Here is a 22,097-nt window from a genome sequence, read left to right on the forward strand (position 1 = left end):
TATCAGCACCTTCTTAATTTCGGTTAAGGTAAAACTAATTTAATTTCGCTGCCCTCGGCACTCTTGTGGATATCGATGCGGCTAGTGATCTGCTCCTTCATCTCGGTGACATGAGAGATCACTCCCACCATGCGCCCGGCCGATTGCAGATCCATCAGGGTCCTGATGGCAAGCTCTAAGGAATCCTGATCCAGACTGCCGAACCCCTCGTCGATAAACAGGGTATCTAGCTTGATGCCACCGGCGTAGGCCTGCACCACATCCGACAAGCCAAGGGCCATAGACAAGGCCGCCATGAAGCTTTCGCCGCCGCTCAGTGTCGCCACAGATCGCACCTTGGCCGTGTAGGCATCTTCGACCTCAAGCTCCAGGCCTGAGGCCTTATTGCCCTTGGCCCGCTCCTCCTTACGTAACAGGCGATAGCGTCCCTTACTCATCAGCTGCAACCTGTGACTGGCTTCTAGCAAGACATCGTCCAGAAGCACGGAAAGCACGAAGCGCTGCAGGCTTATCTTGTTACCCGTATTGCCATTGGCCACATCGGCCAGGGTGCCGACCACGGCGTATTGCTGCTCGAGAGCGCCGGCCTTAAGATCCAGCGCCTTGAGCTGCTCCTGGGTTTGACTGAGCTGCGCAGCCCTGGCACTCAGCTTCTGCCACTGAGCCAAGGCCTGCTGCATCGCCTGCTGGGCGTCCATTTTCTGCTGCTCGAGGAAGGCGATATCCGGCGCCTCACAGTCCGCTAACGCCTGGGTTAACTGAGACAGGTTGGCTTGATGTGTGATTAGCGCCTGCTCGAACGCCTTTATCTGGTTTGCCAGCTCGCTCTGCTCTGCCTCTGTCAGGCAAGCCTGCTCAAAGTCAGCAACACACTCAAACTCTGAGGTGTCTAGCGCCTGTTGGAAGCTCTGAGTCTCCTGCTGGGCAAGCGCCTTGATGCCCTCAAGACGACCGCTGGCCGCCTCCAGCGAGGCCTTGGCCGCCGCATTATCCTGCTCAGCCTTGGCGTGGGCCGCCCTCACCGCTTGCTGACGTGACTTAAGCCCTGCGATGGTTTGAGTGAGCTCGGCAATGGCCGCGCCGACCGCCGCCGCATCGCTGAAGCCCTCGGGAATGGCCGCGCTTATCTGCTGATACTGTCCCTTGTCGCTGGCCAGCTGCTCGGCCAGCTTGGCGTAATGCGCGCGCGCCTCATCTAGCGCGGTTTGTAACTCACGTCCCTGGCGCTCGCTGCGCTCAAGCTGAGTCTCTAACTGGGCAAGTGATTGCTGCGCCGCCTTAGCACGCTCAAACCCGTCGCTAAGCTCCGCAAGTCGCGCCTGATGCTCCTCGAGCGACAGGCCGGCTGCCTCACCCAGCTCCTCTTGCAGCTGAGATGCACTTAGCTGCAGGTTCGAAAGGGATTGCTGTAGCAGCTTATACTCGCTTCTGGCCTGATGCAGCAGATTGAGCGCGTCGCTCTCTCGCTGCTTGGCGTTCGCCAGCGCCTCGTCGCTCGGCAGGTCAAACTCGCCCATCGCAGGCTCTGGGTGTTCCAGGCTGCCACAGACGGGGCAAGGCTCGCCCGGCGCTAACTCGGCCGCGAGACGCGCCGCCTGACCACGATGCCAGCTAAGCTCCAGACGTTTGTGGGCATCGATGGCCTGCTGGTGCTTTTCGGCAAGCTCACTGCCGGCTGTCTTAGCCGCGATTAACTTCTGCTCGAACGCCGCGATCTCCAGCCCCTGCTGCTGCCAGCGCTCAAACACCTTGAGTTGGGCGCGGCCGTCGCTCAGGGATTGTTGCAACGCGAGCTGCGGCTCGGCCTCACGCTTAAGCGCCTCACGACGACTGGCCATCTCCTGGCGGTCCAGATTCAGCTGTTCCAGCTGCTTGGAACTGCGCTTACCACTGGCCTCGGCCGCCTGCATCTTGGCCTGACCATCCGCAAGCTTCTGACTCAGCAAGTTCAGCTGCTCAAGTTGAGGAATCAAGGCCTCGAGCTGAGTCAGGCGCTGCTGCTGGCTCAATTGCTCCTGCTCGAGCTCACCCAGCCGCTCAAATGCCTGCCTGCTCTGCACTAATGCCTGCTCGGCGCTTGCTTGGGTCTGCTGGCACATCTCTAGATGCCGGGTGGCGCTTTGTTGCTCGCCGAGGCGTGACTGCATCGCCCGGTACAGGGGGGTCAGGCTATTTGCCCGGCCCGCCGCCTGCAATCTCTGCTGGCACTGGTTCGCCTCGACCTGACGGGCCTTCAAGGCTTCACCCTCGCTCTGTAATTGCTGCAAGCGATTAAAATCGCCCTGTAACTTCAAGCCCTGGTCCAGATGCTGATTGGCCGCCAGCAGGCTCTGCTCGCTCTGCTGCTTCTGGGTCTGGGCAAGTGCCAGCTCGGGCGCGATACTCTCTAGCTCGTCCGCCAGCGCCTGGTCGCTCTCAAGCGAAGCGCCTTCCAGGATACCGCCGCGGCGATTACGCATCGCCTCGACGTCGCGTCGAATACCGGCCGCCTGCTGCTTGAGGCGCTCCTCGATGCGGCGGTAGATGTGGGTCTGAAACAGCTGGCTGAAGATCTTCTCTCTGGCCTTGGAGTCGGCCATTAAGAGCTCGCGAAACTTGCCCTGGGGCAACACCATCACCTGGCGGAACTGATCCACATCCAGGCCGGTCAGCTGCTCTATCTGCGCGGTGGCGTCAGACACCTTGGCCGCCACCAGCAGGGTCTCGCTGCCATCCGTGTCGAAGCGAGATAGCTGGGCCTCGCTCTTTTGCAGCGTTACTCCGTCACCACTCTTCTTGGCTCTAGGCTGCTCGGGCACACGGCGAATCAGGTAACGGGTCGCCCCCAGTTCAAACTCGAAACTGACCTGAGTAAGCCTTTGCTCATCGGCCATGTCGCAGCGCATCTGAGTGCCTTCGCGCTCGTCCCCCGTGGTCTTGCCATAGAGGGCGAAACAGATGGCGTCGAGAATCGTCGTCTTACCCGCCCCCGTGGGGCCGTTGATTAGAAACAGCGGGTTGCTGCCCAGGGCGGCAAAATCTATGATCTGCTCGTCGGCGAAGGGGCCGAAGGCAGTCATGGTCAGTCGCAGTGGTCTCATTGCGCCGCCTCCCCTTTGTGCAGCTCATCCAGGGTCTGGGTGATCAGCTCAAGCTGCGCCTCGTTAAGTGGGTCACCAGAGACCTGATTGAAGAAATCTTTAAACATCTCGAGCTCGCCCTTCTTGATGTGATCCGAGGCGATGGCCAGCTGCTGGTTATTGGCCATCAGGCCGGTGCGCTCCAGATGCAGCACGTTGGGATAGACGCTCCTGAGCTTGCCCATGGCATCCAAGATGGCGTGCTTGTCGAGCAGACGCACCATCAGATAATCTTCGCGGCCGGGATCTTTCACACCCTGCTTTAGTAAGTCATCGAGCGCCCCCTCTATGATGCGCACGTCTCGCAGAGGGCTGAGTGGCAGTAGCGTCATGCTCGCCGGGCTGCCCGAATTCAACTCCACAAGGGTCACCGACTTGTGCTGATGCTGCTCACTAAAGGAATATTTGAGGATGGAACCCGAATAGCGCACCTGCTCCGCCCCCTTGTATTGGGGACCATGAAGATGGCCGAGCGCCGTGTACTCGAAGGGCTCGAAATGCTTGGGCGAGATCTTGTCCGCCCCGCCGATACTCAGTGGCCGCTCCGAATCCGACTCGCTGCCGCCATCGAGGAAGCAGTGGCCTATCACCACCTTAGGCAATCCCTGGCTGTCATGCTCGTGCACCTGCTTGAGCAGCTCGACCATCGCCGCCTCATGGCTGCTGGCCTCGCAATCGAGTATCTGCCTGACGGTGGCAGGCTCGGCATAGGGCAGCGGATAGAAGATGGCATCGCCACTCTCGCCATTCAACCTTATGGGGCATACCTGGGCGCCTAGCGGGCCTATGATATGCAGGCCACTGGCCTGCATCTGACGCGCGGCAAATCCGAGGCGCTCATGGCCATCATGGTTACCGGCGATCATGATGACGCTGATCCCTAAGGCGATAAATTCGTTGAGCACCTCATCGAGCAGGGCCACCGCGTTGGCCGGCGGCACGGATCTATCATAGATATCACCGGCGACAATCAGGGCGTCGACCTCATGGGTCTTAGCCAGGGAGACTATCTGATCGAGCACATGGCGCTGGTCGTCGAGCAGGCTCTGATTATGCAGCTGACGGCCGATATGCCAGTCTGAGGTATGGATAAATTTCATCTTTTCTCGTTTAAAAATGAGGAGGATAGGAGCGAAGCCATTGCTGGCTATAGTAAGAAATGTCACCCCATTAGGCAATGCAGGCCTGTATCTGTATCTCTTTTCTACCGCGTTATCACTCGTTGTTCTTGTACATACACAGCAATCGCTCTTCCTTGTACAAAATCGATGCAGAAAGCTGCAGAAATGAACGCGCAAGCTCAACAGGCGCTAGTACTCTGTCTATCCCTAGGCAAAAAGATAAATAGATAAAATAGATAAGAAAGACCCACCATAAGCGGTGGGTCTTTTCAGTATTGCTAGCTCATACTATCAAGCGTGTGCGTTACTTCTCGGGCGTCATGGCCAGCACGGCGTCGATATCGGCGCCGCTGTGGCGCTCGGCCAACAGCTCCCAAGGCTCTCCCCAGGTGCGATTGACGATGCGGCCACGGCGCACCGCCTCCCGTGAGGCGATCTGCTCTGCCCAGCGCTTAAGATGCACATAGCTATCGACATCGAGGAACTCGCCAGCATCATAGGCCTGACCCAGCACCAAGTTGCCATACCAGGGCCAGATAGCCATGTCGGCGATGCTGTACTCATCCCCGGCGATATAGGTGTTCTCGGCCAACTGCTTATCCAGCAGGTCCAGCTGGCGCTTCACCTCCATGGAGAAACGGTTGATGGGGTATTCAAATTTTTCCGGTGCATAGGCATAGAAATGACCGAAGCCGCCCCCCAGGTAAGGCGCGGAACCCTGTAGCCAGAAGAGCCAATTGAGCACCTGAGTACGCTGTGGGCCGCTCTCTGGCAGGAAATGGCCAAACTTCTCCGCCAGATAGAGTAAGATGGCCCCCGACTCGAACACGTTAACCTCGGTCTCGCCCGAGGTGTCCAGCAAGGCGGGTATCTTAGAGTTGGGATTAACAGCCACGAAGCCGCTGGAGAACTGGTCGCCCTCACCTATCTGGATCAGATAAGCGTCATACTCGGCATCGGCGCCGAGGGCGAGTAACTCTTCGAGCATGATGGTGACCTTCTGGCCATTGGGGGTCGCCATGGAGTAGAGCTGCAAGCCATGCTCACCTCGAGGCAGCTCGGCCTCATGTCGGGCACCCGCGGTGGGTCGATTGATACTGGCCCAGGTACCGCCATTTTCGCTGTCCATGGTCCACACTTTCGGGGGAGTATAGGTTTCTGACATACTGCTTCCTTTATCTTATTCGTTTGCGCCCCTCACTCATTCTGGCCTTGCCTGTGGGGAGCCTGATAGCTTGTCTATCTATCTCGGGGCGATTGAGTTCAATTTAAACCCTTGTGAGGTCAATTGGATAGAACCTTTGGCTATAGCGCCAAGAAAAATGGCATGAAAGAAAACTGGCACTTAACCGCAGCAACCTTGGCATGGCGAGCGTAACGATATTATCGTCGAGGCAAGCGTCAGGCGGGGTCTGTATCAGACTCACCGTTCTGCCTTGTCTGATACCTCTCCAGGATACCGCTGCGGGCCAGCCCCCTATGCACGTTGCGGCACAGCTTGGCGAAACGACTCACCTCACCCAATAAGGGCTTTTCTCCCTGCTCGAGGGCGCTTTCCCAATAGCAGATCTCGCTGTCGACCAGCTCGAGTAACTTCTTAGGACAGCCAATACAAGACCCCTTGGGCCCACAGACGAAGGTCTCTGGCTCATTTAGCGGCATGGTCTGTTTGACCTCTTCGATCAGCTGCTGCATGGCGGTGGCGCTATCTGGCTTACGCGTCATGGGCTTCGATATCTCCCATCGAACCAAAGTAAAAGTGAGGCCGCTATATTACCTTTGCCTGAGATAACAAAGTGGGGTCTAGATCAAAGTAGGGCCTAGATCAAAGCCGCTCGTGATAGACCTGCTCACCCACCTGATTAAAATAAAAGGCCTCGAGTCGTTTTCCCTTGCCATCAAATAGCTCGCGTTTAACCAGGTGGCCCGACTCATCCAGGGTGTCCACCCGAGTATCCACCATGATGCCCTGTCGATAATGCTTGGCATTCATCAGCCGGCCATTACAGTGATACCACTCAAACCGCCCCTGTTCGCTACCCATCTGGTAGTGGGCGAGTTTTTCCAGCGCGCCGGTTGACTGACAGTAACTGCGCTGCTCACCATGGCGCACTATGAGCGGGTCGAAGCCGTATTGCTGCTCAGACTGCAGGCGACCGTTTGACCAATAGGTCTGCTGCGCGGCCAGGCTCGCCGCCCCATCATAGGTATAGCGGGTCTTTATCTTGCCGCTGGCATAGAAAGTAACTTCGCTCAGGCGCTTAAGATCCTTTTTACGAAACAGGGCATCGCTGGCCAGGCTGCCGTCGGGGAAATAGCGACGCAGGCGCTCTCGTTGTTCGCCATCTTGATAGAAGAGGTGTGTCCAGGGACGCCCCTGTTCATAGGTGATGGACTCGAGTATCTCATCGCCTTCCAGGCGCTGGTATCGCTCAATAATGCCTTGCTCATTAAACAGGGCTACCGCCTGAGTCTCACCGCCTCGATAGATAGCCTGACGTTTAGGCCGCTGGCTTTGTGCATGATAATCCAGCTGCTCCCCCTCTCTTACCCCCTGGTGATACCAGGCATGGGACAAGATACGACTGCCATTTGCCGAGAAGCTAAAGCCGTGGCGTTTGCCCTGATGGTACTGGGTGGCGCTGAAGAAGCCCTCCGGCTGGCCTGTGGTCTTGATGCCGCTGAAGGGCTCGCCGCGATAGCCTTCCAGGCAGTCCGTCTCGATCCAGATCCCGTAGACCTCTTGTCTGCTACAGTCGATGGGCGTCAGCGCCTGCTCATCTACGGGCAGCTGTGGCGCCTCGCTGCAACCGGGTATCAGGAGAATACCAAGCAAGAGCGTCGCGGCTCGACCTAGCAAACGCGCAGCGGCCCGCCTTAATAAGAGACCGGGACACATCTTATCTAACCAGCCGCATTTTCGACGCGCCACCTAGTGATGCTCCGTCTTGATCAGCTTGCCAAATTGGTCATAGAAGGCCCAATCACCGGCCTCGCGGTCTGCAATGTAACTTCCTTCGCTGCGCAGCTCGCCGTTAGGCCAGAAGGCGCGCCACAAGCCTTCCTTGCGTGAGCGCAGAAATGCCCCCTGCTCGGCCTGCTTGCCGTTAGCATGAAAATAGCTGGCCTCGCCTTCGCGCTGACCGTCGAGCCAGAGCTCCTTGGCCTTAGGCTTGCCGGTTTGAAAATAGCTCAACTGCTCACCGCTGAGCCTATCCTTTCGATAGTGGGCGCGCTCCTGCAACTGACCATTGGGATAATACTTGGCATAGTCCCCGTGGCGCTTACCGCCCAGATACTCGGCGCTTTCCGCCAACACGCCATCCTCAAACCAGCTTTGCCACAGGCCCTCCTGGCTGCCCTTGAGCATCTTGCCCTCGCGCTTGAGTTGACCATTGCTCGAATAATACTCGCTGAAGTGGCCGCTGAGCTCACCCGCCTGATACTGCTCGCTGCGATAACGCACCTGCTTGAAGCTGTAATATGCCCGCTCGCCCTCGAGTTTGTCCTTATGGTAGTGGCTGACACGATAGATGTTACCCTCGGGAATCGGCCCGAAGCTGGGGTCTTTCTCCTGGTAACGATACTCGGTCCACTTACCCTCTTTACGATCTGCCTGATAACTGCCGGTCACCCGGCGGCGGCCATTATCAAACTCGCGGTAAGGTCCGTTAAGCTTGCCCGCCTCGAAGGTCATCTCCCGACTGACCAATCCCTGGCGATATTGCCGCCAGGTTCCCTGTTTCTCGCCATTCTTGTACTCGCCCGCTTCGTTAAGATCGCCATTGGCGTACCAGCGGGAAAACTCACCGTCGAGCGGATAGCGGCTGCGCCCGGCCGACTTATCCATGCCGTAATGCAGCAGCTCTCTGGGTTTGCCCGTTTCATAGAAGGCCTCATACTTGCCCACCCATTGACCCTCGATGCGCGTGCCACGCTCTTTAAGAGTGCCGTCATCGAAATAGCGCTCGGCCCTGCCGGTCTGGCGATTGTCCTGGTATTGATCCAGGCTGCGCAGATTGCCATTGTCGTAATAGGCCAAGAAATCCCCATGACGTGCCCCCTGGCGCCACTGCTCTTGGCGTTGCAGCCGGCCATTACGGTAGCGCTCGAAGTTGCCATCTTTCAGGCCGAGATCATAGTCTTTTGTCTTGACCAGGTTACCGGCCGTGTCGAAGACTTGCTGCATTCCGTGTAAGGGGTACTGACCGTTATCGGCCAGAGTCTCCTCATGGTAACGAATCACCTTCTTGGGCTTGCCGTCGTCAAAATAGGTCTTCTGCACGCCAGCCTGCAGCCCGGCTTTATAGTTAAGTTCGCTCACCAGGATGCCGGCGCGATTGAAATAGCGCTGTATACCGTCATGTTCGCCATCGAGGTAGTTTTCCTCCTCGAGCTTAACGCCCGTATCGCCGTAATGCACCAAGGTGCCCTGGCGCAGCCCCTCACTGTACAGCCCCTTTAGCGACAACTGACCATTGGGATAGTAGGTCAGGCTCTCACCATGGAGACGACCAGCGGCGTAATACTCGTCGCGCTCGGGCGTACCATCATCATAAAAAGTCTGCCAGCGCCCCTGACGCTCGCCGTTGGCATCCAGGGAGCCTTGCTCTATCACCAGCCCCTCGCTGTTTTGTGCAAGATAGGGGCCGGACAACTGGTTGTTGGCATACTGTTGTCGCTGGGCCAGTACACCATTGCCATGATAGGTCTCCCAGATCCCGTGGCGCAGATTATCGACATAGGTTTCTTTGGCCTGTAGCTTGCCGCTGGCAAAATAGCGCAGCACCTCAGTCTTCACCCCGGCCTCATAGACGATCTTCTGGTAGAGGTTACCCATGTCATCATATTGCACCCACTCACCGCTTGGCACGCCCTTGAGATAGAACTGCTCCTCACTCAGCTCGCCACTCGAGCCAAACAACTGCCAGCGGCCCGATTGCAGGCCGCTCACATATTCGCCATCTAGCAGTTTTTGATTGTTTGGCAAAAAGACCTGCCAGCGCCCATTGGGCACTCCTTGAGCAAACTCCCCCAGGGTATAGCCCTGATTGTCGCGCACCAGGGTCACCTGACCATTGAGCGCCATGCCGGTAGCCAAGTTGTAGTATGTGGCTATGCCCTCCTGCTGGCGGATCTCCACCATCAGGCTGGAAAGATTCTGACTCGCCGCCACTGGACTGGCGATAAAGCTAGCGACGCCTAGGCTAACGCCAGCCAGCAGGGCCGAATAAGCTCGATTAAACTGCATGTAAGCTTCCTTTTACCTAACAATATGTTCCTAAAATACTTTTCTATAAAATCATGCCTGAACTTAGCCCTCAGCCTTAGTCAAGCCGCGTCTATCGCGCGAAGATCTGATCCCGCAATAAGCGATTGGGCCAGCTTTGCACTTCGCCATGTGGCTCGCCATGGCGATATTCGCTGCGCCTATGTAGCGCTCCATCCTCATAAAACTCATACTGAGCGCCATGCTGACGTCCCTGCTCATCAAAGTTAGCTATCGCCATCTGATAGCCCTGGATGCTGAGTCGCTGCCAGACACCTACCTTAATGCCCTCCCGAAAGCGCCCCTGCCAATACTCTCTGTGTGAGACGACTCGCGGTGAATAATCGCGCTCAGCAAGCGGCAATATCCACTCGCCGTCGCGCCGACCATCGCGATACTGGCCCTGAGCGTAGATCTCACCATCGGCATAGTAGCGCTCAAATCTCCCGGTTAGCTCGCCATCGAGATACTGAACGCGCTCCAGCACCTGCCCCTTCTCACCAAGGGAGAGATATTCGCCATCGAGCAGACCTTCGAGGTTATAGTGACACTGAGTGCGCATCTCACGGCTCTGTCTCTGCCAGTCGCCCACCGGCTTATCTTCGGCATATTGCCCCTTGTAGATAAGAGTACCATCGCCGCTGAGTTTCTCGGCCAGACCGTGGCGCAGCCCGTCTCGGTAATGGATCTTCTCTATCCAGGCGAGCTGATTTTGCTGATCAGGCTTATTCTGCCGACCTAGATTAGATTGACGCTCCTGTTTACCTTGACCATCTAGCTTAGTTTGACGACCTAGCTCAGCTTGACGATCTAGTTTAGTAACGATCTTGAGTCCGGTAAGCTTACCCGCCAGGGTTTCTTCCCGGCTTATCACCTGCCCATCAAGATATTGGGTCTCCAGACGCCACTGCCTCAGCTTGTGCTTTTCTATCTGCTTGACCAGGGCGTCTTGGCGATAAAAGCGTCTCACCTCTTGCTTGTCGCCATTTGCACCATAGTGAAATTGCCCCTCTCGATATCGCTCGCCGCTGCCTCGATACTCGACGAAATTTAGGGTGCGGCCGCGATCGTCCAGAAACTCTCGTTTCGCCAGCTGCCCCTCCTCGAAGTAGTTCAGCTGCTCGCCCACCTTGACGCCATTTTGCCATTGATGATGCTGTTTTATCTGACCATTTGGAAAATAGGCAAAGTAATCGCCCTCTTCCTTACCGTCTCGATAGGCCTGGGTCACCTCTACCTTGCCCTCACGCCAGAAGGTTTCGGTGCCATGCTTTAGCCCGTCTCGCTTCTGGCTCTCCATGGTGAGCTGGCCCTGCCGGTTATAAAACTTATCGCTGCACTGCCCCGTATGACACAGCACCCGCACCGTCTCCCCGCCCGGGGTATAGACAGTCTCTTGCTGCACAGGCTCGCCCAGATGATAGACCGCCTCACGCTTGAGCTGCCCCTCGGGGTAATACTCCTTCTGCGGCCCGTCTCTTTCGCCCTTGTCGAACTGACAGTCACAACTGAGTGGGCCGTCTTCATAGAAGATCTTAACCGCGCCCTGTCGCTGCCCCTGCGGATTAAATGTCCCCTGCTCGACTAAGGTGCCATCGACGCCATAGAAGCGATACGATCCCACAGGATGAGTCTTGTCATCCCCCAGGCGATCGCTGTTGAGGGCGCCGCTAAACTGCCGAATACCAGAGTGCGTGCCTGAATCATTACCAAGATAATAGGGCTCGAAGGAAAACTTTTGCTCGGCACCGGATCGCGGCTTGGATAGCGGCTTGGGCGGCCCCTTGAGGTAAAACTTGGCCTTATTCTTCTCCTGGGTGGGCTGCCAGTCCTTATCGAGCCAAATCGTCGCGTTGGCAGTGACCATGCAGGCACACCAGACAGAAAGGCAGGGCGGCAAACAGCGCAGAAGCGTGTAAAAAATACTGGAAGAAATACTGAAAAGAACACTGAAAAGAAGACGCAATCTACTCATCTCCTATGGCAGCGGCTTTAGGTGAAATTGATAGGGAATTGTCAGCGGCTCATGGTCGATCGAGAGATAGGCAGCGCTGCTCACGGCGCCATCGACACTTAGCCAACGCCCGTCAACCAGGGCCTTGTCTAAGGTATTTATCTCGTTTCCCTTTGCCGAATTGGCCCCTTTGGATAGCCGCGGCGATAGGTGTCGCCCCTGAGCGTCGGTGATCACCAAGGAGCGATATAGCTGGCTGATTGGCACCTCGGTCTTGTCCAGTGTCGATAGCCAAGGGGTGAGATCCACCAGCCAGGGACGGCGATTATCACCCGCGCCGAACGTCTGCCAATGGGCATGACCAAGACACTCTATGCTGCCTTTGATGCGCTTGTCGTAAAAATAGCGTCTCTTGCCATCGGGCGTCATCAGCACATAGGCACTCTGCCCCAGGCCATTGTCGACAAGGCGCCACTCAACCGGCTTACCCACCTCTTCGAAGCCCTCGCTGATTTGAGGCTGACACACCTCGGCGAGGGCGCTCGGTAACCGGATATAAAGATCGTAGCCCGTAATGGAGGCAATTGATAGCTCGCTTAATCGGCCGGGCTCAGCAACGGCGCCTCGATCGGTTACCCGGTCTAACTCAACAGGGCCTAGAGAGGCTGACTCGAGCGGCGGATTGGCCAGGTTGGCCTCATAGGCAGCCTGGGTAACGAAGCTAATCTGTTTTGCTATCTTGCGATCACTTAACTGCTCGCTATGCAGGATCTTGAGTGATTCGGGCACGCTATCGAGCTGCAAGATATAGACATGAGCGCTCTGCTCGCGGGGAAACAGCTCATCGAGCAGCAGCTGCTCTGTGTTTGAGAGCCATGCAGGCCCCAGCCCCTCCGGCTCGACAATGCCCAGCTTGCCCTGTAGTCCATTGAAATCTGGCGCCAGGGCGTTAGCACCACGATTGGTTATAGCCAGGCGATAGCGGCCGGGTTTACTCAGCGCGGAGAGCGTTAGTGTCGTCTCACCAAATCGATAGGGCTGCTTCAGCAGTTGCGGCCAGGGCAACTGCTGGCTGTAACGTTTCACTGGGGTGAATATCAGCTCGGCGCGGATCTGATAGAGCTCCTCCAACTTGGCTTTACTCTCCCCCCAACCTATGGGGAGCAGATTAACGCCTGAGCTGACCACACCATTGATGGCGCTGGCGCCGCGGGCGCTGTGTTGCCACAGCGGCAAGTCGATCACTCTATCCTTCCAGTCGAGCAACTCGATATTACGGTATGCGACCGAGGTGGCGTAATCCCCCGTCGTCAGGCCATGGATATAACGCAGCTCGATATCATCGCCGCCCCAGCCCGCAGACATGACCCCCTCATCGGGTTCCATCATGGCTACGCTGGCATCTCTATCATCCGGCGCCATGGGCAGGGTCGGAATATCGAACAGCTCGATAACGGCCCCCTCGCCGCCCAGAGCGTCATCCCCAAGATGCTCCTCAGCGAAAACGTCATCCTCATCGAAATAGTCACCCTCATCCTGCCACAAGATGCTGCTGACATAGGGGGTCGATGTCGGTGCCATTAGCCAGCGGCGAGCCTGAAGCTTGTCGCCCTTTTGTTGCTGGTCTACTAGCAAGAGTTTGTCGAGCCAGCCGTTTTCCCGATTGAAGCTCACTTCGCCAAAGCGCCGATATTCGATGCCTTGTCGCTGCGTATCTCGCTCGAGTCTCACTGTGATCCATTGCCCCTCGGTGGCGACTATCTGCCACTCTTCAGGCTCGCCAGCTCCTGTTTGCAAGAAATCGCCAAGCCCCGATGGCAATAAATTGCCAAGTCTAAGCGTGTCGCCCACCGCGAGCGCCTTCTGTAGACGATGTGCTTGAGAAACAAGCGGATAGAACTCGAATAGCGATTTTAGGGGAGCGAGTACCGACTGCGCCTCTTGCCCCTGTTTAGCCACATAGGCAAGCCACTCATCTTGGGCCTTAAAGCGCGCCGTACTCTGACTGTCGCCGTTGTCCATTAGCAAGGTGCCCCGGCGCACTATGTTGGCAAGCGCCGCGCCGCGGCCGCTATCGTCGAAACTGTTGATATTGAGTCGATAGGCGGGGTCTTGATATTGCAACATAGTGGGCAAGACGGAGAAACTGACCGCCTTAGCGCTATTTGGCGCCGAGTCCACTCGATATTGGAGCAGTGCCCGAGCTCGGACACCGACTTGCTGGTTATCACCATGGGCAAATAGCGTGCTCATGGTGACCTGATATTCGCGCTGGCTGGGGGCCATTTCCTGGCCATCCGATTCACGACCATAGCTGGGTGACGCCAGCCCCAAAAGGCTGAAACAGAGCGTCAATGCCGTAAAAACAATCCTGTTCTGGCTAGAGGCCATCCTAACTTCCCTGGCTTTGCATGTTGCTGAAATGTAATGAGATTAAACTATCCCTTCGGCCATTCTACACAAAAGCCCGGTGAAATCCACAGCCTTGGGCACAACCAAAACACATAGTCAAACCGATGGCCTGCTAACTCGCAATCGTCCCCTGAAACCTTTTAAAGATCGGCACTATCTATAGCCCTTTAGCGCTATAGATAGTGCTCCAACAATAACTTGCCGCTCATCGCTATCGACATGGTCACCACCAGCGGGCGGATGATCTTACTACCCTTGGTGAGCACCATGCGAGAGCCTAAGGTCGCACCTATGGCCTGACCCAAGAGCATCACGCCCCCCAGCAGCCAGAGCACCTTACCGCCTAAGGCGAAGAAGATGAGTGAGGCAATATTAGTGGAGAAATTCAGCACCTTGGCGTGGGCAGTTGCCTTTGCCAAGCCATATCCGGCGAGCGACACGAAGGCCAGCGCGAAGAAGCTGCCCGTACCTGGGCCGAAGAAGCCATCGTAGAAACCGACGCCTAAAGCGGCCGTCAGACCGAACAGGGTTGGCGAGAGTACCTGATGCTTGTCCTCTTCGCTGATGGACTTTGAAAACAGGAAATAGCAGCCTATCGCTAGGATCAAGAAAGGCAGCAGCAGCTTGAGCACGCTGGTGTCGATAAGCTGCACCGCAACCGTGCCCAAGGCCGCCCCCACAAAGGCGCAGCAGATGGCGAGCTTCATCTTGCTGAGATCGACCATCCCCTTACGCACAAAATAAAAACTGGCGAAGAAACTGCCGCCACAGGCTTGCAGCTTGTTGGTGGCCAGCGCCGCCGTGGGGGGAAGCCCAGCCCACATGAGTGCGGGAATGGTAATAAGGCCACCGCCGCCGGCGATAGCATCGATAAAACCGGCCAGGGAGGCCACCGCAAACAGCATGGCCATCAGTTCATAACTCAGTTCGACAGACATAAGGACTCATATAAAGCTTGATTAGAATTTGGCGGCTATTAAACGCCCTTTGCATCCATTTGGCAAAGGAGTTATCCTCGCCTTAGCGTGAAATAATCTCACACATAGACGATGAAACCACTGACACTCCCGCCCCTCAATGCGCTGCGCGCCTTCGAGTCAGCGGCAAGACACCTAAGCTTTACCCGCGCAGGAGAGGAACTCTTTGTCACCCATGGCGCCATCAGTAAACAGATAAAAACATTAGAGTCTTACTTGAATGTCAGCCTGTTTACCCGCCAACATAAACAGCTCAGCCTCACCCTGGAGGGAGAACGTTACCTGCGCCACATCAGCAGCGCACTGCAAAGCATCGGTCAGGCCACGGAGGAGCTAAGGTCACAGCCGGGTATCGCTCAGGCATTATCGATCAACGTCTTGCCCAGCCTTACCATCAACTGGTTGATCCCAAGGCTGGAGGAGTTTAAGGCGCGCCACCCTCACCTGTATGTGGATCTCTCCATCGGTGACTTTCAGGTGGACTTCAAACGAGATAAGTATGACGTGGCCATTCGTAGTGCCACGGTGCGGCCAAGCCATTGCCACGTGCTCAAACTGATGGATGAAGATCTCTGCCTGGTGTGCGCCCCCCAGCTCGCCGAACAGATAAAGACGCTCAAAGATATCAACCGGCAGACGCTACTGAAGCACACTACCCGCCCTGAGCTCTGGCCGCTCTGGGCCGAAAAGGTGGGCCTAAGGCTGACCACGGACAAGATGCTGGGGATGGAACATTTCTATATGCTGAGTCAGGCGGCTGTCAGCGGCATGGGACTGGCGCTGCTCCCCCGCTTCTTCATCGAAAAGGAGCTAGCTGAGGGCAGCCTGGTGATCCCCTTAAACACCCAGTTTATCAGCCCCTATAGCTACTATGTACTCACTCCTAATGCGACAAAATCAGAAGGAGCAGAACCTAGTGCCAGTGAGCGACCACTCAAGGCCCAGGCCTTTATCGACTGGCTGCTGGAGATCTTCGCGCCCTATCGCCACGGCGCCAAGAAAACTAATTCCAGCTAACAACTTCCGACTCGCTAACTCTGACTCACTAACTCGGACTAATTCCTTCTAAATCGAGCCCTACTCAAGCAGATCGCTCGCGTCGAAGGCCTCGAGATAGTTAACGCCATGGCCCACATCAAACTCGAAATTGAGCACCTTGAGGCAGGTATCGAAGGTCTTCTCGCCAAACCACTCCCGGTCGAAGGAATGCAACGCCTTGATGATCCCGGCCTGACCGCCATCCCCCTGGAGTTTAACCGGCGTCAGGGTGGCGATAAAGCTTGCCACCAGGCCGTAGAGGTCCTTCTCCGCCTCCCCTTCGGCGGCCCATAGCTGAGGGTCGGCGTAACGGCGAGCATAATGACTGGTGGCGATATCCAGCCCTATGCCGAAGTTCACCAGTACGGCCTTATCGTCGCTACAGATGATGTTTTTCGGACAGATGGCGCCGTGATAGATATCCATCTGATGCAGATACTGCAGCGCCGACAATAACTGAGTAAACCAGGTTGCCGGTTGCCCAAGTTGAATATCCCTTAGCTCATCCAGCGACACGCCGCGCTCCCAGGCACGACTGATAAACAGCTCATCGCTCTGGGGCAGCTGACCAAAATTAAGCACCTTCTCCACATGGGGGTGATAGAGCTTCGACAGGCTGCGATAGAGGCTGCTAAGCATCGACCAGTCTGTCTCTACCTTGGCATAGATGGAGACACCGCAGGGGTAGTTCCCCTGAAGGTGACGGGCTCGCCAAAACTGGCTGTGCTCGGTGGCGGCAATAAATTGCTCCAGCTGATAGTGATGGTCTATGATGGCGCCGCTGGCGATCTCGATACGCTCAGGCAGAGTGTCGCACACGCCGTTGTCGATCAATGCCGCGATATCACAGCGGATCATGTCCAGATCTGTGTTACTGCCACTGGCGGCCTGGCGAAACCATTGGTAGATCCTCGGCTGACGCGTCTGCTCCGCCAGGGGAAGAAAGCTGCCCGCGAAGGCGGCAATATCTTCGCTGGTGTTGAGGTTATCCTTGATATCGATAAACTCGACATCCCCAAGATCCGAGACAAACAGGCAGTTGCTCTGCCAGCCACCCACAGTCACCCCGCGGCGGTGGATCTGCTGCAGGCCTGACACGGCCCGGCGCAGGATCTCCAGCAGTTGATAGGTGGTCAGCTGTTCATGTTCTAGCACATCCAGCGGCACGCCCCGAGGCATACGGATGGGCAGCACCAGCTGCTCACCATCCTGAATAAGGGGCGCACACTGAGGCACGCCGCTGCAGCCGGCCAGGGTTTGCAATCGCTTAAACTCGTCGCGCAGGCGCAGCTCATATTGCAGGGACTCATCGCTGTTCTCAAACTGAGTAGGCACTAACACCTTAAGCAGCCAGGGGGCGGTCCAGCCACCTGGGTTGTACTCCGCCTGCCACACCTCGAGGCCGCTCTGGATGAAGAGACACTTGAGCTTAACGAAGTCCTGGATCTTGTTGTTACGCTGCTCCACCAAGGCCACCTGACCTATGGTCTCCAGCACCATCTGCTTCTGTTTGTCGGTCACCTGAAGCTTACGCGGCGCCGTGAGTCCCCACTCCTTGGTAAGCGCCGCGACGATCTGACTCGGGGTATAGATACTAAGCGAGCCCTGCTGCTTGGCCAGCTCTATCTCCTCCCCCTTTCGCCCGGTGACAAACACCATGCCCTGGCACCAGGGGGCATAGACGCCCACGGGGATCTTATGTTTGACGTTGCCGGCAAGCACACGGGCCACATAGTTGGCCTTGGCTAAACTGTTGTCCACCTGACGCCCGTCGAGCGACCAGGCATGCATTCCGGCATCTAGGCGCCCTATGTAGCCCTTAACATCGACCACATAGACGCCCCACTCGCCGATCACCAGGGCATCGACCTCCATCGCCTGGCCCGATTTGGTGGGGATCTCCACATTGGTCAGCAGGATGTAATTTTCCGGCAACTCGTCGGCCAACATGGCAAATGCCCAGCGTTCGGCGTCATTGACCGGGGTTCCAAAACTGATCTGCTTCGCCATCTGCTCTCCCTAACTCTGGCTAAATGCTCTTGCCGCTAACATTACCGTAAAAAAAAGCCACTATAAATAGTGGCTTATTAAATTAGTGGCTTTTTAAATTAGTCGCGATTAGTGCTGGCAGTCGTCGCCGCACTCATGGTCGTGGTCGGCAAACTCGTCGTCACCTTCCTGATGCTGCATCACACCCCAGCCATCGGTGGCGCCGCCGAACTCCGCGGCAAACTCGTTAAGCTCGAACTCCTGATCGACGATCGCCTGGTAGTCGGGCACCATGTTGATACAGACGATAAGCTCCCACTTGCCAAGCTCGTCGTTGAGGTGTAATTCCATCTCACCTTCGAGCTCAGACTGAGCGAGTTCTTCCACCGCTGATTCGGCGTCACGCTGATCTTCGAAGATCAGGAAAAAATCCACATCCAAGGCCTTGGTTAAGTCGATACCCGCCTCGGCCATGGCCGCTAACATCTTGCCATTATCATCATCTGGAAACTGCATAGTTTGACTCCTTCTGGATCTCTCGGCGACGAATCACTAAGCGACAATTGTCACGCTTTCGCCGTTATAGCTGACCACCTGGCCGGCAATCACCTTCTTACGTTTACGGGTTTCGACCTCACCATCGACGGTCACCAGGCCTTCGCTGATCACCATCTTGGCTTCGCCGCCACCTGAGGTCATGGATTGCACCTTCAATACTTTATAGAGTTCGATATACTCTTCACCCGGCAACAAGGCCAAGGTTTGGGATTCTGTGGTCACACTAACTACCTTTATTTAACTGAGTCGGCGGGAGTATACCACTCTGCCCTACTGCGGGCTATCGGGACGCTCCGAGGCGAGCAACCCATAATAGCGGTCGTCCACCCAGGTCTGGTTGAGCCTAAAGTTCTGCCTCAAGGTGCCCTCAAGGACAAAGCCGCACTTCTCCAGCACCCGCGCCGATGCAAGGTTATTGTCCGTACACAGGGCGATAAACTTATGCACCTTAAACTGCAGACAGGCCCAATCGATCACCGCCTTGAGACTCTCGGTGGCATAGCCTCGTCCCTGGCCGCTGCGGCTGAGCATATAGCCCATCTCGACCTGTCCCAGGCTGGCATCGACACAGTAGAAACCGGTGAAGCCGATAAACTCGCCGCCATCTATGGTTTCGATCACCAGGGTCAACCAGGCGCCGGACTCGTAATGCCAAGGAGTGAGCCTTTGATCAAACCTCTCCCGTATGACACCTTCGCTTTGGGGCGCTCTCACATAGCGATTTTGCTGCTCATCCTGATGGACCGACAGAAAATGCGGCCAGTCCTCAGGCGTGAGCGAGCGGATCTTCAAGCTATCAGTATATAACTCGAGACTCAAAAGATTAACCGCGGCTGGTCACTTCGAGCAGGTGGTAACCAAACTGCGTCTTAACCGGACCCTGCACCTCGTTTAGTGGTGCACTGAATACCACTTCGTCAAACTCGCGAACCATCATGCCTGGGCCGAATGAACCCAGATCGCCACCCTGTGCGCCAGACGGACAAGAGGAGTGAGCCTTAGCCATCTCACCAAAATCTGCGCCGTCCAGGATCTGCTGTTTGATCTGGGCGCACTCTTCTTCGCTGCTAACCAATAGATGACGTGCTGTTGCTTGTACCATGTGGCACTCCTTTGATTTTCCTAAAAATGAATAAAATAAAACCCAGCAAGTATAAAACATTTGCTGGGTTTAAAAAGGCGTATCGCTCAGATTATGCCTTACCACCCTCTGCTTTTATCCAGCGGTGGATTTTTTGCTCCATGACCGCCATAGGCAGAGAGCCTGAGGTTAAGATCTGATCGTGGAAGCCTTTCAGATCGAACTTGTCGCCCAGGGCCTGCTCGGCTTCTGCGCGAAGCGCCAAGATCTTCAACTGACCCACCTTGTAAGAGAGGGCCTGGCCAGGAATCGCCATATAACGCTCTACCTCGGCGATGATATCGGTCTCGGCCATCGGCGAATTGTCCTTCATATATTGAATCGCCTGTTCGCGGCTCCAGCCTTTGGCGTGTAGACCTGTGTCCACCACTAGGCGCATGGCGCGCAGCATCTCGTCAGATAGTTTACCGAAATACTGGTATGGGTCTTCAAACAAGCCCATCTCGATACCCAGGTACTCGGCGTACAGTGCCCAGCCCTCTTCGAAGGCGGTATAGCCACTAAAGCGCTGGAACTCGGGTACACCAGTCAGCTCCTGCTTGATGGCTATCTGGAAGTGGTGCCCAGGCGCTGCCTCATGCAGAGATAGCGTCGTCATGCCCCACTTAGGCTGAGCTTTCAGGTTGTAGGTGTTGATGTAGAACACGCCTGGGCGAGAACCATCCACCGCTGGAGACTCATAAGATGCCCCGGCAGCAGACTGCTCACGAAAGCTCTCAACCGGCTTAACCACATAATCGGCCTTAGGCATGACATTGAAGTAGTTAGGCAATACTGCGTTGATCTTGTCCTTTAACACCATGTAGCCATCAATTAACCCCTGGCGCTCGCTAAAGAAGTACTGAGGCTCTGAAGAGAGTGATGCAAAGAAAGCCTTAAGGTCGCCCTTAAAGCCCACCTGCTCTCTCACCTTATCCATCTCGCTCAGAATACGCGCCACTTCATCTAGGCCAATCTGATGGATCTCGTCGACCGGCATAGTGGTCGTGGTATGGGCATTAGCGAGATGTTGATACCAAAGTTTACCGTTAGGCAGCCCCCACCAACCATCGCTCGCTCTGGCAACCGGCAAATAGGTTTCCTGGAAATATTGCTTCAAATCGGCCAGCGCAGGGATCAGCTCTTTGCTGATTAACGCGTCATATTGCTCGGTCAGCTTTTGCTTCTCAGCGTCACTAAAGCTCTCTGGCAGGTTGTTGATTGGCGCATAGAAGAGGCTATCTTTGGCCTGCTCAACTAACTGTGCATCCAGCTGAGGAATAATACGCTCAACCAGGACGCGTGGAAGTACTGCCTTGCTGGCAATCCCTTCGTCCATGCGTTCCTGAGCTAACTTGGTCCAGTTGATGAAGCCTGACAGACGCGACAGCCAGTTCTCATAGTCTTTAACCGTCTTGAATGGCTGTGCACTCTCGCCACTGCCCAGCTGCACCATAGTAATCACAGTGCTGTAGAACTGGTTCATCGGCATAAAATAGGATGGGAAGGTCTCTGACACTAGGGCCATGTTTCTGTCATAGCTAAACATGTCGTAGCTAAGTTGCAGCGATTCGGGTAAGGCACTGCGATCGATTGCCTTTACCGCCTTCAGGTAGCGACTGTTAAGCTCGTGACGCGCCTTGAGGTATTCCTCGGTGAGGTCGCCACCGAACTGGTCGTTGTAATCGTTCACGCCGACAAAGGTGGCGTACATGGGCTCTAATTTGAGCATGTCATTGAAATAACGATCGACTAAGGCAAGGTATTCTTGCTCGGCGCTTTGCACTTGAGGCGCCACAGTTTGCTCTGGCGCCGGCGCATTGCTGTTAGCCTGGCTTGCACTGGTTTCCTTTTCCGAGCAGCCCACCATGGCCACCATAGCTGATATCGTCAAAGCGAGAAGCGTTTTGTTCATTCGAGTTATATCCTTCATATTCTGTGCAAGTGAGTGTTGTTTTCTATAATTACCTTAGGTGTATCTGAGGAGCGAGCTAATGATTTACTCATTTAGTAATTCTGGATTCAGAGATCCCGAAACTGGCGTCTACAACCAAACCTATTTTATGGAGGTGTTTAATCGTGAGTGGCACCGCCACATGCGTGAACGCCAGACGCTGGCCTTATTGTATCTTTGCCCACACATTCATGAAACAGTAAAGCAACCTCATTTACTGGAATTATTCATGAAACAAGTTCAAGAAGCGATATTGAGAACAACAGATATGGTGGCCAGGCTGAACCAGGATAACTTTGCCTTGGGGCTGTTTAACATAGATAGAGAAGGAACCGAAATCGTTATCGCCCGCATAGAACAGAAAATAAAGGATTTTAACCAGGATTATCAACGCAAACACAATAATCGTATCGACTATGAACTGGCCGGTTGTCTCTGCCAACCCGAGAGTGACCTCAACATCGAAAATCTGTTTGAAGATGTACGGTCGTTAACACATACCCTAGAGGGACAGAGGGAGCAGCATACGGCGATGCACTGCCTTAACTAACAGATTTATTTGTCTACAGGCATAAAAAAAGCCCCT

17 protein-coding genes are annotated in these 22,097 nt (G+C 55.6%); 2 read left to right on the plus strand and 15 right to left on the minus strand.

Annotated features, from left to right (window positions below; all coding sequences use genetic code 11):
- Positions 1 to 23 precede the first annotated feature (23 nt).
- The 9 genes from L1D43_RS10005 to L1D43_RS10045 all read right to left on the minus strand — a co-directional run bounded on the left by L1D43_RS10005 (position 24) and on the right by L1D43_RS10045 (position 14,813).
- Positions 24 to 3,080, minus strand: coding sequence for an SMC family ATPase (locus L1D43_RS10005; protein ID WP_239851325.1), 3,057 nt, complete (start codon positions 3,078 to 3,080; stop codon positions 24 to 26).
- Entirely contained in the window at positions 3,077 to 4,219 is a 1,143-nt protein-coding gene (locus L1D43_RS10010) for an exonuclease SbcCD subunit D (RefSeq protein ID WP_239851326.1), read from the minus strand. The genes L1D43_RS10005 and L1D43_RS10010 overlap by 4 nt, the downstream gene beginning before the upstream one ends.
- Before the next feature lie 325 nt (positions 4,220 to 4,544).
- Positions 4,545 to 5,405, minus strand: coding sequence for a glutathione-dependent disulfide-bond oxidoreductase (gene yghU / locus L1D43_RS10015; protein ID WP_239851327.1), 861 nt, complete (start codon positions 5,403 to 5,405; stop codon positions 4,545 to 4,547).
- Between the two features lie 236 nt (positions 5,406 to 5,641).
- Entirely contained in the window at positions 5,642 to 5,965 is a 324-nt protein-coding gene (locus L1D43_RS10020) for a hypothetical protein (protein WP_239851328.1), read from the minus strand.
- 100 nt (positions 5,966 to 6,065) lie between these two features.
- Positions 6,066 to 7,172, minus strand: coding sequence for a hypothetical protein (locus L1D43_RS10025; protein ID WP_239851329.1), 1,107 nt, complete (start codon positions 7,170 to 7,172; stop codon positions 6,066 to 6,068).
- Entirely contained in the window at positions 7,173 to 9,491 is a 2,319-nt protein-coding gene (locus L1D43_RS10030) for a toxin-antitoxin system YwqK family antitoxin (RefSeq protein WP_239851330.1), read from the minus strand.
- Between the two features lie 91 nt (positions 9,492 to 9,582).
- Positions 9,583 to 11,376 carry a hypothetical protein gene (locus L1D43_RS10035; protein WP_239851331.1) on the minus strand — a complete coding sequence of 598 codons (1,794 nt, stop codon included), beginning with the start codon at positions 11,374 to 11,376 and terminating at the stop codon, positions 9,583 to 9,585.
- 111 nt (positions 11,377 to 11,487) lie between these two features.
- The gene (locus tag L1D43_RS10040) at positions 11,488 to 13,854 is read right to left on the minus strand and encodes a hypothetical protein (RefSeq protein WP_239851333.1); all 2,367 of its coding nucleotides are present in this window, start codon (positions 13,852 to 13,854) and stop codon (positions 11,488 to 11,490) included.
- A 194-nt stretch (positions 13,855 to 14,048) separates the two neighbouring features.
- The gene (locus tag L1D43_RS10045; protein ID WP_239851334.1) at positions 14,049 to 14,813 is read right to left on the minus strand and encodes a TSUP family transporter; all 765 of its coding nucleotides are present in this window, start codon (positions 14,811 to 14,813) and stop codon (positions 14,049 to 14,051) included.
- A gap of 111 nt (positions 14,814 to 14,924) precedes the next feature.
- On the opposite strand from L1D43_RS10045, the gene gcvA reads away from it, so the two are divergent.
- The gene (gene gcvA / locus L1D43_RS10050) at positions 14,925 to 15,869 is read left to right on the plus strand and encodes a transcriptional regulator GcvA (RefSeq protein WP_239851335.1); all 945 of its coding nucleotides are present in this window, start codon (positions 14,925 to 14,927) and stop codon (positions 15,867 to 15,869) included.
- 60 nt (positions 15,870 to 15,929) lie between these two features.
- On the opposite strand, the gene L1D43_RS10055 is transcribed toward gcvA, so the two are convergent.
- The 6 genes from L1D43_RS10055 to L1D43_RS10080 form a co-directional block, all read right to left on the minus strand.
- Entirely contained in the window at positions 15,930 to 17,900 is a 1,971-nt protein-coding gene (locus tag L1D43_RS10055) for an NERD domain-containing protein kinase family protein (RefSeq protein ID WP_239851336.1), read from the minus strand.
- Positions 17,901 to 18,008: 108 nt separating this feature from the next.
- Positions 18,009 to 18,395: a ribonuclease E inhibitor RraB gene (locus tag L1D43_RS10060; RefSeq protein ID WP_041509417.1), complete on the minus strand. Its 387-nt coding sequence runs from the start codon at positions 18,393 to 18,395 to the stop codon at positions 18,009 to 18,011.
- A 36-nt stretch (positions 18,396 to 18,431) separates the two neighbouring features.
- The gene (locus L1D43_RS10065) at positions 18,432 to 18,659 is read right to left on the minus strand and encodes an RNA-binding S4 domain-containing protein (protein ID WP_239851337.1); all 228 of its coding nucleotides are present in this window, start codon (positions 18,657 to 18,659) and stop codon (positions 18,432 to 18,434) included.
- Between the two features lie 48 nt (positions 18,660 to 18,707).
- Positions 18,708 to 19,256, minus strand: coding sequence for a GNAT family protein (locus tag L1D43_RS10070; RefSeq protein ID WP_239851338.1), 549 nt, complete (start codon positions 19,254 to 19,256; stop codon positions 18,708 to 18,710).
- Positions 19,257 to 19,260: 4 nt separating this feature from the next.
- Entirely contained in the window at positions 19,261 to 19,539 is a 279-nt protein-coding gene (locus L1D43_RS10075; RefSeq protein ID WP_011866267.1) for a peptidylprolyl isomerase, read from the minus strand.
- A gap of 91 nt (positions 19,540 to 19,630) precedes the next feature.
- Positions 19,631 to 21,472: a DUF885 domain-containing protein gene (locus L1D43_RS10080; RefSeq protein ID WP_239851339.1), complete on the minus strand. Its 1,842-nt coding sequence runs from the start codon at positions 21,470 to 21,472 to the stop codon at positions 19,631 to 19,633.
- A 79-nt stretch (positions 21,473 to 21,551) separates the two neighbouring features.
- On the opposite strand from L1D43_RS10080, the gene L1D43_RS10085 reads away from it, so the two are divergent.
- Complete coding sequence (locus L1D43_RS10085; RefSeq protein ID WP_041509413.1) at positions 21,552 to 22,061, plus strand: diguanylate cyclase; 510 nt, start codon at positions 21,552 to 21,554, stop codon at positions 22,059 to 22,061.
- Positions 22,062 to 22,097: the final 36 nt, after the last annotated feature.

The sequence above is a fragment of the Shewanella sp. Isolate8 genome, from assembly GCF_022398495.1.
In the GTDB taxonomy this organism is placed as follows: Bacteria; Pseudomonadota; Gammaproteobacteria; order Enterobacterales; family Shewanellaceae; genus Shewanella; species Shewanella aquimarina.